This window comes from Parapedobacter sp. 2B3, assembly GCF_041925275.1.
GTDB classification, from domain to species: domain Bacteria; phylum Bacteroidota; class Bacteroidia; order Sphingobacteriales; family Sphingobacteriaceae; genus Parapedobacter; species Parapedobacter pyrenivorans_A.
In genome coordinates this window covers 127,944-143,065 of the sequence record NZ_JBHEUZ010000005.1, presented here as the reverse complement: position 1 = coordinate 143,065, position 15,122 = coordinate 127,944, and the positions used below count along the sequence as shown (strand labels likewise).

Here is a 15,122-nt window from a genome sequence, read left to right as displayed (position 1 = left end):
ATGACGAGGAATAACATACGCACACAAAGTCGAAGAAATTTCCTTAAAAAAACGGGGATCGGCCTAATGGTGCTCCCCGCTTTCGATGAAATCGCCGCCGCTATTTCACAACCGGTTTATTTCACAACCGGCTTTAAAATCTCCGAAGTGACCGACCGGTCGGCCATCTTCTGGACCCGATTATGCAGCCAGGAGACACCCGTTCCCATCCGCCACAGCCGGCGGGGAGAGGTATTCAGGCATCCCATCGATTTCGATGAAAACCAACCCGTGGAGAAAATGGACGGTGCTGTCGCCGGGGCCGCGGGATTTGTGCGGATCACCCTCGTTAATGACCATACACGAGCTTTCCGTTCGGATTGGCATGCGGCCACACCCGGTGATGATTATACCGTCAAAATCCCGATAGACGGCCTGGAAAGTGCCACCGACTATCGCGTTGAAATCGAAGCCCGTGCGTCAATGGCTGGAACCTCCGTCTATGCCAGCGGTTCGTTCCGGACGGCACCGGATCCGCGAACACCCGCCGCAGTAAACTGGGTGGTCTGTACCTGCCAGTACCTTTGGAGTTACGACGATGAGGAACGGGGATTTAAGGTATACGACAGCATGCGCCGGTTGCGGCCGGATTTTTATGTCCACACGGGCGACTACGTCTATTATGATAAACCCGGGCCGCTGGCCTTTACGCGGGAAAAGGCACGGCATAAATGGCACGCCATGGATTCGAGGCCGTCTATCCGTGATTTCTGCCGGGAAGTACCCATCTACATGCTGAAGGACGACCACGACCTATTGAAAAACGACGTCGACCCTACTTCCGCTCCTTACGGCGAGCTTTCCTATGCCGACGGCCTGAAGGTGTGGAACGAGCAGGTGGCGCTCCACGGGAAACCCTACAGGACGTATCAGTGGGGTAAGGACCTGCAGATCTGGCTCATCGAGGCCCGCGAATACCGATCCAACAACGACCTCCCCGACGGCCCTGGCAAAACCATCTGGGGCGATGAGCAACTGGCGTGGTTCAAGGAGACGGTCGCTGCCTCCACCGCGACATTCAAACTGCTGATTTCGCCCACGCCCATCGTCGGCCCGGACCGGGACACCAAGAAGGATAACCACGCCAATAAAAACTTCCATACGGAAGGGGCGTGGTTGCGGCAGTACCTGTCAACCGTGGAACGGCTGTTTGTCATCAGCGGTGATCGGCATTGGCAATATTTTTCCGAAGACCCTGAAACAGGCCTGATGGAATTTGGCTCCGGCCCGGTGAGCGACTTCCATGCACAGGGGTGGAGGTCGGACGATGTGCGACCGGAACACCGCTTCCTGCGCGTCAAAGGCGGTTTCCTGCAGGTCCGCGTATTCCGGAAAGACAAAAGCCCCTGCATTCAATTCAATCATCACGATGTGGACGGCAACATCGTCAATACCCATACACACTATGCTTATACATAACCCACCAATCATGACCCGGACAATCCCTTTTATAGTTGCATCCATACTGTTAATTGGATGTTCAGAACGGCTCTGCGGGCAACAGTCTGCGTCGCCGAATATTGTGCTTATTTTAGCCGATGACCTCGGGTGGTCATCCCTCTCCACGCGGATGGATAAAGCCGATCCGCAGTCGGCCAGTGATTACCACGAAACACCCAACCTGGATCGGCTGGCGGCCTCGGGCATGCGTTTTTCCCAAGCCTATGCCCCCGCATCCATCTGTTCGCCCTCCCGGCGGAGCATCCTCTATGGCCATACGCCCTCCCGGCAGGGAGATGAGTCGTTTGAAACGCATTACCAGCCAGCGGCGGGGAAATACCCCACTTTGCCCCAGGTGCTCAAAGGCATCAACAGTCAATATAAGACGGCCCATCTCGGCAAGTGGGACATCCGTGCCGGATTTTCTCCCGAAGATGCGGGCTACGATGAAAGTGACGGTGATACCGGTAACAAAAATGGCAACTTTGCCATCGAGGGAATGGATAAGTGGACCGATTATTTCATCACGGGCGATCCGAAACGGGCGAATACACTGGCGGCACGGGCGGCCAACTTCATGACACGCCAGGCGAAAGCCGGAACGCCCTTTTTCCTGCAAATCTCGCACTATGCGACGCACGTAGAGAAGCAGACGACCGCCGAATCGTATGAAAAATACCAGAAAAGACCAAAGGGAACGAAACACGATGACCCCGCATTCGCAGGCATGCTGGAGGACCTTGACCGGAGCATTGGGGCCGTATTGGATACGCTCGAACGGCTGGGTATCGCCGAAAACACCTATGTGTTTTTCATGGCCGACAATGGGGCTACCGAATTTATGCCGGCTGTACGGAACCGGCTGGACCATCCTTCGCAGTTCGACAAACCGATGCGGAACTATCCCCTCCGCGGCGGAAAATGGACACTCTACGAAGGAGGCATACGGGTACCGTTCCTGGTCATGGGCCCCGGTATTACGGCCGGTAGCCAATGTGATGTACCGGTTGCCGGTTGGGACCTGTTAGCGACATTTGCCGAGCTGGCCGGTGAAAACGCCGGTGCTGGTGCTGCGGACACCGATGGCGGCAGTTTCGTGCGCCAGCTTTCGGGTGAGACGGACACGCCCGTCGTTCGCGCAAACAGCGCACTCGTGTTCCACCGCTATAATGATGGGTATCCCCATTCGGCGGTAATCCATGGCGACTACAAACTGCTGAAATTCTGGAAATCCGGCAAGGTGGAATTGTACAACCTCAAGGAAGACCGGGACGAAACGCACGACATTGCCGATGAAAATCCCGGAAAAGTCAAGGAATTAGCGGCAGAGATGACAGCCTATTTCCAAAAAGTGAATCCCGAATTATTAACACGTTACCAATAGCAAAACCATGAAGTACGGTTCTTTTTCCTTTCTGCTTACGGCGTGTCTGCTTATGGCTGCCCGGTCATCCGGACAGCGGAAAGACCCCCCACCGATTATCGTCATCATGGCCGACCAGCTGCGGGCCGATGTCATCGGCGAAATGACACCGAATATTTCGGCACTTGCGCAAGCCGGTGTCACGTTTACTTCCGCCTATGCGACAGCACCGCTATGTGCCCCTTCCCGGGCCTCTTTTTTTACCGGACTATATCCCAACCGTACCCATTCACTGATCAACCCGTGGGCTCCGCAGGATGCCCGTTTCGGGCGGGTACGTACGGGAATCCCCACTATGTACACCCTGATGGAAGAGGGCTGGGACAGCTGGCATGTGGGCAAACAACACCTTTTTACCGTGGATCCGCTTGAAAAGGACCCGGAAACCAAAACCAAATGGATTACCCAGCAGACGTATGCGCAGTGGATGAAATCGGAAGGTATGGACAAGCCCGGAGGGCGCGTTTTCAAGGCGTTGGTTCCCGAACAGGTGTCCGGACGCCATACCGGCGCCCGGTATTATTCAACACCTTTTGCAGCACCTTATGAGCCGGGCGTCGCATATTTTACAGACCATTATTTCAGCAACGAAGCACAGCGGGCCATCCGGCAACGCGACAAATCCAAGCCGCTGCTGCTCAACTGCATGTTTCTGGCTCCGCACCCACCGTTCCATATCCCCGAACCTTATTTTTCTGCCATTGCCAGCCAACAGGTTGATCTGCCGGAGAATGTCGGCCAGTGGTATCCCGGCCAATCCCCCTTGCAAATGTACAACATCACCGGATTTTTGGGAACCCGGTACACCCGCGAAGAGTGGCGGGATATCTGGACAAAATACCTCGGCCTGGTCAAACTGCTGGACGATGAGGTGGGCCGGATTGTCCAAACACTTAAAGACGAAGGCCTTTACGAGCAAGCCATCATTGTTTTCACCGCAGACCATGGCGAAATGCTCGGTAGCCATTCGCTCTGGCAGAAGAATTGCATGTATGAGGAGTCTGTGCGCGTGCCCTTGTATATCCGGTTTCCGGACGGTTTTCCGGTTGGCCGCACAGCCATTGATGAGCCGGTGAGCCTGATGGACGTATTGCCTACTTTATTGGACTATACGGGTGTGCCCGTTCCGGAGGGTCTTGATGGCCAGTCGTTGCTACCGCTGGTGCATGCCAAGCCGGCGGATTATGTACGGCCGATATTCCTCCAGTACGATGGGAATGGTTCTTTGGGCAATTTCCAGCGGGCGGTAGTAAAGGATGGGTATAAGCTGATTGCCGATATGTTCGGCGATGAGGTATTCCTCGAACTGTACCAAATAACCAAAGACCCGCAGGAAAAAATTAACCTTGCTTTCCAACAGGGAAGCGAAAGCAAGGTACTCGAACTGTTAGGATGTCTCAAGAAACATATGAAGGATACGGACGACCACCTGACAATCCCGGAAGATGCATATACGCGGTTTTTTAACCATTACAAGGAATTGGATTAAATGCATGGAGATGTCGATTTGTAAAAAAATCCTTGGTGGCTTAATCGCACTAGGTGCGATGGCCCCCCCCACGGTAGCCCAGCAGGGCAAGCCGAACATCGTGTACATCCTTGCCGATGACATGGGATACGGCGATGTAAGCATCTACAATCCTGACAGCCGGATCAGCACGCCCCACATCGACGGTCTCGCTAGGGAAGGCATGCGATTTACCGATGCCCATGCCCCCACCTCAGTCTGCACACCCACCCGCTACGCGATCATGACAGGTACGTACGCCTGGAGAAGCCGTTTGCCGGTCGGCGTGCTGCGGGGATATGGCCGTACGCTCATCCCACAAGGCAGTTTTACGGTAGGTAGCTTACTCCAACAGCAGGGCTACCACACCGCCGTCATCGGCAAGTGGCACCTGGGATTGGATTGGGCCGTCAAGGAAAGCCATCGAGGCGTGCTCAACCCCAGCAATCCGCAAATGAACGAGTTTGGGATGCTGAGAGACATGGATCCCGAACATATCGACTTCACCCAACCGCCAAAGGGGGGTCCGTTGAGCCTCGGGTTCGATTATTCCTTTATACTCCCTGCTTCGCTCGACATGGAGCCGTACTGTTATCTCGAGCGGGATACATTAATTGAGCTTCCCACCGCCCACACACCGGGCAACGACCTCAATACCGGATACACCGGTGCCTTTTGGCGCGCAGGGAAAATGGCGCCTTCGTTTGAATTTGACCGCGTGCTGCCGACGTTTACCGATAAAGCCGTGCAATACATAGAACAGCAAGCAAAGCAGCCGCAGCCGTTCTTTCTGTACCTTCCCCTTCCAGCACCCCATACCCCGTGGCTGCCTGCAGACGACCAGCGCGGCGCATCGAGTGCGGGAGATTACGGTGATTTCGTCCAAATGGTAGACGATGCCGTGGGTCGCGTGCTACGGGCGATCGACAGCCTCGGTATTGGCCAAAATACACTGGTCATCTTCACCAGTGACAACGGTCCCTACTGGCGGCCACAATTTGCCGAACGCTTCGATCACCACGCAACCGGTCCCTACCGCGGAATGAAGGGCGATGCCTTCGAAGGCGGCCACCGCATCCCGTTTATCGTGCGCTGGCCCGCTGCGGTGAAGCAAGGCACAGCAAGTGACGCGTTGACAACATTGGCCAACCTTCCCGCTACCTGTGCCGCCATCCTGAAAACCGGAATACCGACAGATGCTGCCCCCGACAGTTACAGCATTTTGCCCGTACTGAAGGGGGAAACAGCCGTCATTCCCGGTCAACGCGCCGTCATACACCAGGCTTCAAACGGCTATCTTGCCATCCGCCAAGGTCCGTGGAAACTGATAGATGGCCTCGGATCCGGAGGCTTTTCCGAACCCCAAAGCGAAGAGGCCGTTTCCGGCGGGCCTGCCGGACAGCTGTACAACCTTGAAAAGGATCCGCAGGAAACGACAAACCGCTATCAACAGTTTCCGGACAAGGTAAAGGAATTGCGAGCGCTACTCGAAGAAATAAAAAAGATGCAAAAAACACATTAAAACCGATGAAGACAACCATTTTTTCGCTTGTGTTGCTGCTACTTGCCGGTTGCTATATCCGAGGCTTCGCCCAAAAGGGCACCGCAGATCGCCCCAACATCGTGATCATCCTCGCTGACGACATGGGTTATTCGGACCTCGGTTGTTACGGTGGCGAAATACAAACGCCTAATATCGATAAACTTGCCGAAGAAGGGCTACGCTTCCGGAGCTTTTACAATGCCGGAAGGTGTTGCCCCACACGCGCCTCCTTACTGACGGGCCAGTACCCGCACGATGCTGGCATGGGCCATATGGTCAGTTATGCTGATGAACCAATCGAACCGGGCCCCTATCAAGGATTCCTACGGACAGATCAGCCGACAATCGCCGAGGTGCTGCGCAACGCAGGATACAGTACCTACATGGTCGGAAAATGGCATGTGGGCGAACGGCCGCAACACTGGCCCCGGCAACGGGGCTTCGACCGGTATTTCGGGCTCATTTCTGGAGCCAGCAGCTATTATGAGATTATTGACGAAAAGCGGCGGCGGGTGATGGTACGCGACGATGATGTTTGGAATCCCCCAGCAACTGGGTTTTACATGACCGATGCATTCACCGATACTGCGCTCACGTTCATTAATCAGCATTATACCGATAATCATACCGCAAAGCAACCCTTTCTTCTTTACCTCGCCTACACCGCACCGCACTGGCCGCTGCATGCACCGGACTCCATAGTGGCCAAGTATGAAACGCTTTACTTCCAGGGTTGGGATGCGGTACGCACATTGCGATTTGAGCAGATGACGACCAAAGGAGTGATTGACGACCGTTACACACCCGGTATGCGACCCGAAGACATTCCAGCTTGGGAGTCGATTGCAAACAAAAAACAATGGGCCAGAAAAATGGCCGTTTATGCGGCGATGATTGAGATCATGGACGATAACATCGGAAAACTGGTCCACCAACTCGAAGAAAAAGGAGTGTTGGACAATACACTCATCGTGTTCCTTTCGGACAATGGTGCCTGTGCCGAGAGCGTTGAACGGCGAGGGCTCAACGACACCACGAAGCGCATCGGCGAACGCGGTTCCTATACCGCATATGAGACTCCGTGGGCGTACGCCTCGAATACGCCTTTCAGGAAGTACAAGAAATACATGCACGAAGGCGGCATTGCGACGCCGTCGATCTGGCACTGGCCGCAGGGGATTAAACAACCGGGGGGATTCATCGGCGGTGTGGGTCATATCATCGATTTGATGCCCACCCTACAGGAGTTATCCGGAGCGAATGCCAACAGCCACTTGCCCGGTATCAGTCTGGTTCCGTTGCTGCAAGGGAAAGACGCAAACAAAAAGCATGAACGGCAAATCTATTGGGAGCATGAGGGAAATGCGGCAATGCGCGTTGGCGACTGGAAGTTAGTTAAAGACAAAGAAGACCCATCGTGGGGTTTATATAACTTGGCGGAAGACCCGGCGGAGTCAACCAACGTAAGTGACCGTTACCCTGCTAAGCTGAACGAGTTACAGGTTATCTTGACTGAAAGGCTACAGGTAACTAAGCAGTGAAGCCACCGCCCTGTTCTATTCATACCGCAATGCTTCCACGGGGTCGAGCCTTGAAGCCTTGGACGCCGGATAGTATCCCGAAACCATGCCCACGCCCACGCAGACAGCAACACCAAGGATGATCCAATTCCAGGGGATGATGAAGCTGGCGCCCATCACTACCGCGAGGATGTTGCCGATGAGTATGCCCAAAAAGATGCCCGCAAATCCGCCCATGAGGCAGATAACGACCGCCTCGGTAAGGAATTGCTTCCGGATAACGGTCGGGGTTGCACCGATGGCCTTGCGGATACCGATTTCTCGCGTGCGCTCGGTTACAGATACCAGCATGATATTCATCAACCCGATAGAGGCACCGATGAGCGTGATCAACGCAATGACAACCGCACCGATGGTGACGTAGGTAAGGCTTTCGATCAGCATCTGTGCCACCGCGTCGCTTTTGGTAATCTCAAAGTTGGTTTCCTGCCCTACCCTCACTCCGCGGATGTTGCGGAAGAGTGCGGTCGCTTCGCCGATAGCCATTTCGATTTGCTGTGGGTTTCCGGCCATCACGGTAATGGTGTAGGACGGTCGGCCTAAGGCCATCACGGCCCGTGCTTTAACCAAGGGGATGATACAGGCCTTGTCTCCACCGAAACCCGCGCTGGACCCTTTGTCTTCCAATACGCCGATGATGGTGTATTGGGAGCTGCCGATACGGATGACCTGATTCAGGGGGTCTTCGTTGTTTTTGAAGAGCCGTTTTACGATTTCCGAGCCTACGATGACCACATTGCTACCATATTCGATTTCGCGCAGGGAAAAGTTACGGCCAGCCGAGAGATTGTATCCCGCGGTTTGCAGGTAGTTTTCATCCGCCCCGAGTACATTGATGTTGGGGTTGGTTTTCTCGCTTTTATATTTCACCGTACCGCCGAACGATGCGTAGGTGCTCAGCGATACAATCGCTGGGTAATTGAAGTCGTCCTTGAACGCCTTGGCTTCGTAGTACGTAATCTGCGGAAACTGCTTAGGCCGGGTGCCGCTGCCCCCGATCTGTATGTTAAGCCCCCGGTTGCGTATGTTGAAGGAATTGGAGCCCATGGCCGAGAACGAATCGGTAAGTGAGTTTTTGATGGCGTCGATAGACGTAAGGATACCCACTAGCGCGGTAATGCCGATAGCAATGATCAGCGCTGTGAGGAACGTGCGTAGCTTATTGCTGCTGATCGATTGCAGCGACAGCTTGACATTCTCCCTATTCGACATTTTGACTGACATCTCACCCTTTGTTTATGAATGATTAGACCACATAGGTAGCCAGGTGTTACAGCTTGCTGTTTATTTCTTGGTGTGGCCGAACAACCAAGGTAGCAACTCCGGTTCGGCAAAAGCGTCGTCCCAACTGTTGTGGTTGGCCATTGGGTAGAACGTCGCCTTCGGAGCGGTGCCCAATCTTTTCAGTTCGGCAACGATGGCGTGTGAATGGGTTGACGGCACCACGTTATCCTGCTCGCCATGGAAAATCCATAGGGGCACATGTGCATATTTTCTCACGTTGGCGGTGTTGTCGCCCCCACAGATGGCAAATGCCGCGGCAAAAACCTTGGGTTTGCGCCGTAGGGCCTCATAGGTCCCCATAGCCCCCATTGATAATCCCCCAATGTAGACGCGTTGTTTGTCTACCGCCTCTTGCTTAAGGACCTGTTTTGCTAACCGCAAGAATAGCGACATCCCAACGGAAGGTTTGCCCTTTGTGCGGAAGTAGAACGCCCGCCCGCCTTCGGGGGTCGATTGGATATCCACATTGCTCCAATACGAATCCAGCGGGCATTGGGGAAAGATGACGATGGCAGGGAATGTACTACGCACGCTATCTTCCAAGAATAATTTTGCGCCATGCGCAAGCTGCTTTTCGTTGTCGGCACCGCGCTCACCTGCTCCGTGCAGGAAGAAAAGAACCGGATAGCTGCTTTCGGGATTGTAGTCTTTGGGATACAAAATCCGGTAGGGTAGTGTGTCGCCCCGATGGATGAGTTGTTTAGCCTGGAAAGCTGAGGAATCCTGGGCAAATGCTATCGTAGACATAAACAAATAACCGAAAACAATCAATGATGCTCGCTTCATACAAAAAGGGGCAAATTATTTCACCAAACCATAAAAGTACTATTTTATTCTTTTTTGTCAAATTAAAGTAACATATCCTCACGTATTCCCGGCTGCGACGACGTTCTTTTTGAATAACGACGGAGACATACCATATTTATTTTTGAAAGCGGTCGAAAAGTAAGCGGGCGAGGAAAATCCGGTCTGGTAGGCAACGCTATTGATGGCCTCCCCTTGTTGCAGCATTACGGCCGCTTTGCGAAGCCTTCGGGCAGTGATGTAGTCGTTGACGCTGCAGTCGAGCAACGATTTTACCTTTCGGTATAGCTGAATGCGTGACAACGCCAGCCGCTCACAGAGGTAATCCACATTCATTTCGCTGTTGGCGATGTTCTCCTCGATCAACGCCGCAAGCTCATTCAGGAAACGCCGGTCAACCACGGAAAGGGTGGAAGCGGGTTGGAACTCGGCAACATCACAACTGTAATGCCGGTGCAGCAGCTTCCGGTTTTCCAGCAGATTATTCACCTGGGCAATCAGATGGTCTACATTGAAAGGCTTGGTCACATAGGCATCCGCTAGGACACTCAGGCCCGTTGCCACCTGTTCGTCCGTACCCCGCGCCGTCAGCAGTATAATCGGAATGGTGGCGGTGCGAATATCCGCCTTGAGCTTTTCGGCCAGGGCGGTCCCCAGCTCGCCGGGCATCAGCACATCGGAGATGATAAGGTCGGGCAATTGTTCGTGGGCCATGTCAAAACCCGCCCGCGCATGGGCTGCGGTGTAGACGGTGAAATGGGCGCTCATTTTTTCCGCCAGGAATTGTCGCATGTCGGGATGGTCCTCAACGATCAGTATCGAATGTTCTTTGACGGGACTGCCATCCGCTGGATTCACGGCCATGGGCATTGGCTCACCCGTCTCCATCTCATGCGTCAACAGCGAAAGGTGGGTGGCCGTTTCGCGTGGACCAATGGCACTGCCGGTCGTGGGCTGGGTCGTCGCTTTTTCTTCCGTTTGGAGATGCCGGTGGCCCCGTGGCAATGTTACGGTTGCCGTGGTGCCCTGCCCCTGCTGGCTCTGCACCGTTATGCGGCCATGGTGCAGGGCGGTGATTTCTTTACATAGCGATAGCCCGATGCCCGTCCCCCGAACGTGGTTCTCGCCCTGGTAGAACGGCTCGAACAAGTGGACGATGTCTGCGTCGGCAATCCCCTCTCCCGTATCGATTACCTGTATCTCGATTTCGTTGGGTTTGGCGTGCAGTTCACGGAGACGCAGCACGATTTCACCTTCAGCGGGCGTAAATTTAAACGCATTTGAAAGGAGGTTATACAGCAACTTCTCCATCAGGTCTTCATCAAACCAGAGCAATGCTTGGCGTAGGTCGCTTTCCAGTCTGAAGTTTATGGATTTCCGCTGCGCCAGTGGCCTGAAGGCCTGAACCACCTGGCTACAGAACAGGGTGACGTTTCCTTCTTTGGCTTTTAGCTGCAGTTTCTCATAGCCCACGCGCCTCAGATCGATCAGCTGTGATACCAAATGCTGCAGGATCAGCGCGTTCTTTTTGATCAACCGCAACGAACGGTGCGTGCTCTCCGGCAGTTTTCCGTTGCCGAGCAGCTCTTCGATCGGAACGATCATCAACGATAGCGGCGTTTTGAACTCGTGTGAAATGTTGGTGAAAAAGTTGATCTTGGCTTCGGTAGCCCCTTCTACGGCTTTTGTCATTTCCAGGATGCGCTGCTGCTGCCCAAGAATCTCCTGGTTTTGATGTTCTAGTTGCTTGTTTTTGTCCCAGTTGGCTTTCAACGAATAAAACGAGATGCCCGCAAACACGATGGCCAGCACCAAGCTGACCACGAGGATATTGAGTACCCGTTGTTGGTCGCTGAAAATACGTTGTTGCTCAACAAAGAGCTGTTGTTGCTTGTCTATGTCAGCCTGCTGGTCGATGATTTTGTCGGCCTGCAGTTTCATGAGCTTTACATTTGTCGAGTCGACGACCACTGATCCGAGAATGTTCTCACGCTGATACGGTCTGTCTTGCAGGATGGCCATGGCCGTCTGTATGCATTCTTTACCGCCCGTGGGGTACAGCATGGAAGCATCCAGCATCCGATCAGCAACAAACTGCAGGCCATTGCGGTCGCCGGGTAATGCGTCTACGCCCACGATCTTGATGTCGTTATCCGGTATTGCTTCCTGCAACGCCTCGTAGGTTCCAAGAGCCATCTGGTCGTTGTAGGCGAATATGGCATCAGAGGCGGCCAGCGCATCGACCCGTTGTGCCGCCTGCCTCTTGGCTTCGCCAATGAGCCACTGCCCGTTGATCTGCTCATGCAGCACGACGTTCGGAAAAGGCTTCAACGCTGCGTGGAAGCCTTTCTGGCGTTCGATGGCCGCGGAAGAGCCAGGCAGGCCCGTAACCTCACTGATAACGCCTTTACCATGCAGTTTATTGGCGAGGTATTGTCCGGCAAGGTAGCCGACTTCGTAATTGTCGGCGCCTACATAGGCGTGGTACAAACCCGAAGAGGTCTTTCGATCCGTCACAATGACCGGAATTTCACTCCGGAATATCTCGTCGACCACGGGGGTGAGCGGTTCCGCCTCGTTGGGAGACACGATGATCAGGTCGGGCTCCATCCCAAGCAATTCATGGAGCTGCTGGATCTGCCGGTCACTGCTATTGTTCGCATCGCGGTAAATGAACTCCACATCGGGGTAGAAAGATAACTCCCGCCGCATCTCCTCCAGCATCGTCTGCCGCCAGGCGTCATCGCCCACGCACTGCGAAAAAGCGATGCGGTAAACGGGTTTTTTGTCCACCAACCCGCAAGCATGTGCGCAAAGGGCCAATAACAGCATCATCAACGGTTTTCTCATGGTTTTTTGTAGTTAATCTCGAAATACCCAGTAGGAATACCTCCCCCCGTTATGGGTAATTCCAGGTGAAGGTAGCAAAAATATGCTCCATCGGCGGAGCCATGACCCATTCGGGAGTTACCTTCCATGCCGGCGATGATTAAAAATCAAAAATAGGGGATACGAAATCGAAAGTCCAGTGTGCATTTGTTTTGGTAATCTACTGCCTATAAGCCGGTTGCATTATTTGAGCAAAATCGATAGCATTTGAAAGAATCCTGAATCCCCGGTTTTCAAGACACGTCTACATTTGCTTCCGTTAGTGCCAATAAAAATCTTAAATAAATTTACATGACAAAAAATACTGTAATCGCATGGTCGTTCGTCGTCGCTTTGGGAGGTTTCCTTTTTGGCTTTGATACTGCTGTCATTTCCGGTGCTGAGAAAGCCGTACAGGAATACTGGAGCCTGAGCGCGTTGGAACACGGTGTGACCATGGCGATTGCTTTGCTGGGTACAGTAGCGGGTGCGTTGATGGGCGCCTACCCGTCCGATCGGTTCGGCCGCAAGCGGACCCTGTTCTTCATTGCCGCCCTGTACTTTTTTTCGGCGCTTGGCACAGCGTTGGCACACGATTGGTATCTCTTTATCCTGTTCCGGTTTCTAGGCGGTATCGGCGTGGGCGTATCATCGGTCACGGCCCCGATTTACATCTCCGAAATTTCACCGGCCGACAAGCGCGGCCGTCTGGTTGGCCTGTTCCAATTCAATGTGGTGCTGGGCATTCTGGTTTCTTACCTGTCTAATTACCTCATCGGGCAAGGGGGCGAAAGCGCTTGGCGATGGATGCTGGGTGTCCAGGCCATACCAGCTCTGGTATTTTACATCCTTATCCATTTTGTTCCGGAGAGCCCGCGCTGGTTGCTGCTGTATCGCAACAACCGTGATGAAGCGCTGCGGATACTGAAGAAAGTCAACCCTATCCATTACGTTGCCGAACTGGAGAGTATCCTGGCCTCGGCAAAAGCAATGGGCAACGGGGGGGCATCCTCCTCGTTGTTTAGCAAGAAATACCGGTTCCCCGTGTTTTTGGCCATCCTCTTTGCCGTATTTAATCAAGTATCCGGCATCAATGCCATCATCTATTATGCGCCGCGTGTATTCGAGATGGCCGGTCTCGGTGCACAGAGTTCGTTGCTATCAACGGTGGGCATCGGCTTGGTGAACTTCACGTTTACCTTGATTGCCATCAATGTGATCGACAAGGTGGGACGCCGTAAGCTCATGCTGATCGGCTCAGTGGGCCTCATCGCTGCGCTGGCGATGGTATCGCACTCGTTTTACGCCGAAAACCCCAATGGCCTTGCCGTAACGGCGTATCTGATGATTTACATTGCTTTTTTCGCCTTTTCGCAGGGTGCAGTTATCTGGGTATTCATTTCCGAGATTTTTCCAACCGAGGTGCGGGCGAAGGGGCAAACGCTGGGCAGCCTCACCCACTGGGTAATGGCCGCTATTATCACCTTCGTGTTCCCGATGCTCAGTTCGAGCCTGGGCGGTGGTACCACTTTCCTGATTTTCACGGGGTGTATGATCCTCCAGTTGCTTTTCGTTTGGAAGCTCATGCCCGAAACGAAAGGAAAATCGCTGGAACAGATCGGTGGGACGATGATGCATTAGCCAAACAGGGGAAGGGCGTGATTTATTGAGAGAAATAACCATGATAAACAGGAGAAACAATAGGGTCGTATGCTTTGGTGAGGTGCTCTGGGATATGTTGCCTGCCGGAAAGCAACCAGGGGGTGCCCCCATGAATGTCGCTTATCACCTCTGCCAGCTGGGAATTGACAGTGCCCTGATTAGCCGCGTTGGATGCGACGCCGACGGCGAGGAGCTCCAGGCTTTCCTATACCGTATGGGCATACCTACTTCGTTCGTCCAGAAAGACGGCATGTATCCGACCAGTAAGGTGTTGGTCGCCCTAGATGGAGATAGCGAGGTCAATTATGACATTGTAACTCCCGTTGCTTGGGACGCCATCGAATACGAAGATCGTTTTGACGACTTAATTGACTCGGCTGACGTGTTTGTGTATGGTAGTCTTGCTGGCCGCCATACGGCAAGCCGCGAAACACTGCTGCGCCTGTTGGATAAATCGAATCGTTACCGATTGTTTGATATCAACTTACGGGCTCCACACTATACCCCTGAAACCGTTGATACGTTATTGCAGCGAGCCGATGCCATCAAACTGAACTTCCGCGAGTTGATTGAAGTTTCTGCGTGGTTGGGGAATCATTCGGGTCAGGAGCACAGGGGTGTCGAGTTGTTGCAGGAACGGTATGATCTGCAGGAGATTATCGTTACCAAAGGGGCTAAGGGAGCCTCCTATTATACCCCAACCTCTCAATATAATTGTCCTGCTGTGCCGGTGGAGGTGCGAGATACGGTGGGAAGTGGAGACGCCTTTCTCGCCGCATTTATAGCACAAAAACTAAAGGGCGCGGACATGGAACATATACTGGGGTTTGCGACAGCAATGGGAGCCTATGTTGCTACCCAACCGGGCGCATGCCCATCCTATTCAGTGGCAAGCTTTAATCGGTTTATGTTAGAAAGTTGTCCATATGGGGTGCTTTTCAAAAAATGAGATATGCTATAAAAAGTTACAGA

Annotated in this window: 10 protein-coding genes; 7 read left to right on the top strand and 3 right to left on the bottom strand. The window is 53.5% G+C overall.

From position 1 onward, the window contains the following. The 5 genes from ACEVG1_RS07795 to ACEVG1_RS07775 are packed head-to-tail and all read left to right on the top strand — an operon-like array spanning nt 1 to nt 7,493. Nucleotides 1-1,458 (top strand): alkaline phosphatase, encoded by a 1,458-nt coding sequence (locus ACEVG1_RS07795; protein WP_374743066.1) that lies wholly within the window; start codon nt 1-3, stop codon nt 1,456-1,458. A 10-nt stretch (nt 1,459-1,468) separates the two neighbouring features. Continuing rightward, nucleotides 1,469-2,863: a sulfatase gene (locus tag ACEVG1_RS07790; protein WP_374743065.1), complete on the top strand. Its 1,395-nt coding sequence runs from the start codon at nt 1,469-1,471 to the stop codon at nt 2,861-2,863. Between the two features lie 7 nt (nt 2,864-2,870). Continuing rightward, the gene (locus ACEVG1_RS07785) at nt 2,871-4,391 is read left to right on the top strand and encodes a sulfatase (RefSeq protein ID WP_374743064.1); all 1,521 of its coding nucleotides are present in this window, start codon (nt 2,871-2,873) and stop codon (nt 4,389-4,391) included. A gap of 10 nt (nt 4,392-4,401) precedes the next feature. Beyond that, nucleotides 4,402-5,931, top strand: a complete 1,530-nt coding sequence (locus tag ACEVG1_RS07780) for an arylsulfatase (protein WP_374743062.1) — start codon at nt 4,402-4,404, stop codon at nt 5,929-5,931. 5 nt (nt 5,932-5,936) lie between these two features. Beyond that, on the top strand, nt 5,937-7,493 hold the full coding sequence (locus ACEVG1_RS07775; protein ID WP_374743061.1) for an arylsulfatase: 1,557 nt from the start codon (nt 5,937-5,939) through the stop codon (nt 7,491-7,493). 15 nt (nt 7,494-7,508) lie between these two features. On the opposite strand, the gene ACEVG1_RS07770 is transcribed toward ACEVG1_RS07775, so the two are convergent. The 3 genes from ACEVG1_RS07770 to ACEVG1_RS07760 form a co-directional block, all read right to left on the bottom strand. Then, complete coding sequence (locus tag ACEVG1_RS07770; RefSeq protein ID WP_374743060.1) at nt 7,509-8,756, bottom strand: ABC transporter permease; 1,248 nt, start codon at nt 8,754-8,756, stop codon at nt 7,509-7,511. Nucleotides 8,757-8,816: 60 nt separating this feature from the next. Beyond that, nucleotides 8,817-9,602, bottom strand: coding sequence for a prolyl oligopeptidase family serine peptidase (locus ACEVG1_RS07765; RefSeq protein WP_374743059.1), 786 nt, complete (start codon nt 9,600-9,602; stop codon nt 8,817-8,819). A gap of 78 nt (nt 9,603-9,680) precedes the next feature. After that, nucleotides 9,681-12,470 carry a substrate-binding domain-containing protein gene (locus ACEVG1_RS07760; protein WP_374743058.1) on the bottom strand — a complete coding sequence of 930 codons (2,790 nt, stop codon included), beginning with the start codon at nt 12,468-12,470 and terminating at the stop codon, nt 9,681-9,683. Nucleotides 12,471-12,800: 330 nt separating this feature from the next. Here ACEVG1_RS07760 and ACEVG1_RS07755 point away from each other — a divergent pair, with 330 nt between their 5' ends. Next, a complete protein-coding gene (locus ACEVG1_RS07755) occupies nt 12,801-14,129 on the top strand; it encodes a sugar porter family MFS transporter (RefSeq protein ID WP_374743057.1) in 1,329 nt (442 codons plus the stop codon). 40 nt (nt 14,130-14,169) lie between these two features. Continuing rightward, complete coding sequence (locus ACEVG1_RS07750) at nt 14,170-15,099, top strand: carbohydrate kinase (RefSeq protein ID WP_374743056.1); 930 nt, start codon at nt 14,170-14,172, stop codon at nt 15,097-15,099. Nucleotides 15,100-15,122: the final 23 nt, after the last annotated feature.

What these genes read in the sequence shown, in the direction of transcription:
- ACEVG1_RS07750 (WP_374743056.1), top strand. Translation starts at nt 14,170, where the DNA reads ATGATAAACAGGAGAAACAATAGGGTCGTATGCTTTGGTGAGGTGCTC.
- ACEVG1_RS07760 (WP_374743058.1), bottom strand. Translation starts at nt 12,470, where the DNA reads ATGAGAAAACCGTTGATGATGCTGTTATTGGCCCTTTGCGCACATGCT.
- ACEVG1_RS07765 (WP_374743059.1), bottom strand. Translation starts at nt 9,602, where the DNA reads ATGAAGCGAGCATCATTGATTGTTTTCGGTTATTTGTTTATGTCTACG.
- ACEVG1_RS07785 (WP_374743064.1), top strand. Translation starts at nt 2,871, where the DNA reads ATGAAGTACGGTTCTTTTTCCTTTCTGCTTACGGCGTGTCTGCTTATG.
- ACEVG1_RS07775 (WP_374743061.1), top strand. Translation starts at nt 5,937, where the DNA reads ATGAAGACAACCATTTTTTCGCTTGTGTTGCTGCTACTTGCCGGTTGC.
- ACEVG1_RS07780 (WP_374743062.1), top strand. Translation starts at nt 4,402, where the DNA reads ATGTCGATTTGTAAAAAAATCCTTGGTGGCTTAATCGCACTAGGTGCG.
- ACEVG1_RS07795 (WP_374743066.1), top strand. Translation starts at nt 1, where the DNA reads ATGACGAGGAATAACATACGCACACAAAGTCGAAGAAATTTCCTTAAA.
- ACEVG1_RS07770 (WP_374743060.1), bottom strand. Translation starts at nt 8,756, where the DNA reads ATGTCAGTCAAAATGTCGAATAGGGAGAATGTCAAGCTGTCGCTGCAA.
- ACEVG1_RS07790 (WP_374743065.1), top strand. Translation starts at nt 1,469, where the DNA reads ATGACCCGGACAATCCCTTTTATAGTTGCATCCATACTGTTAATTGGA.
- ACEVG1_RS07755 (WP_374743057.1), top strand. Translation starts at nt 12,801, where the DNA reads ATGACAAAAAATACTGTAATCGCATGGTCGTTCGTCGTCGCTTTGGGA.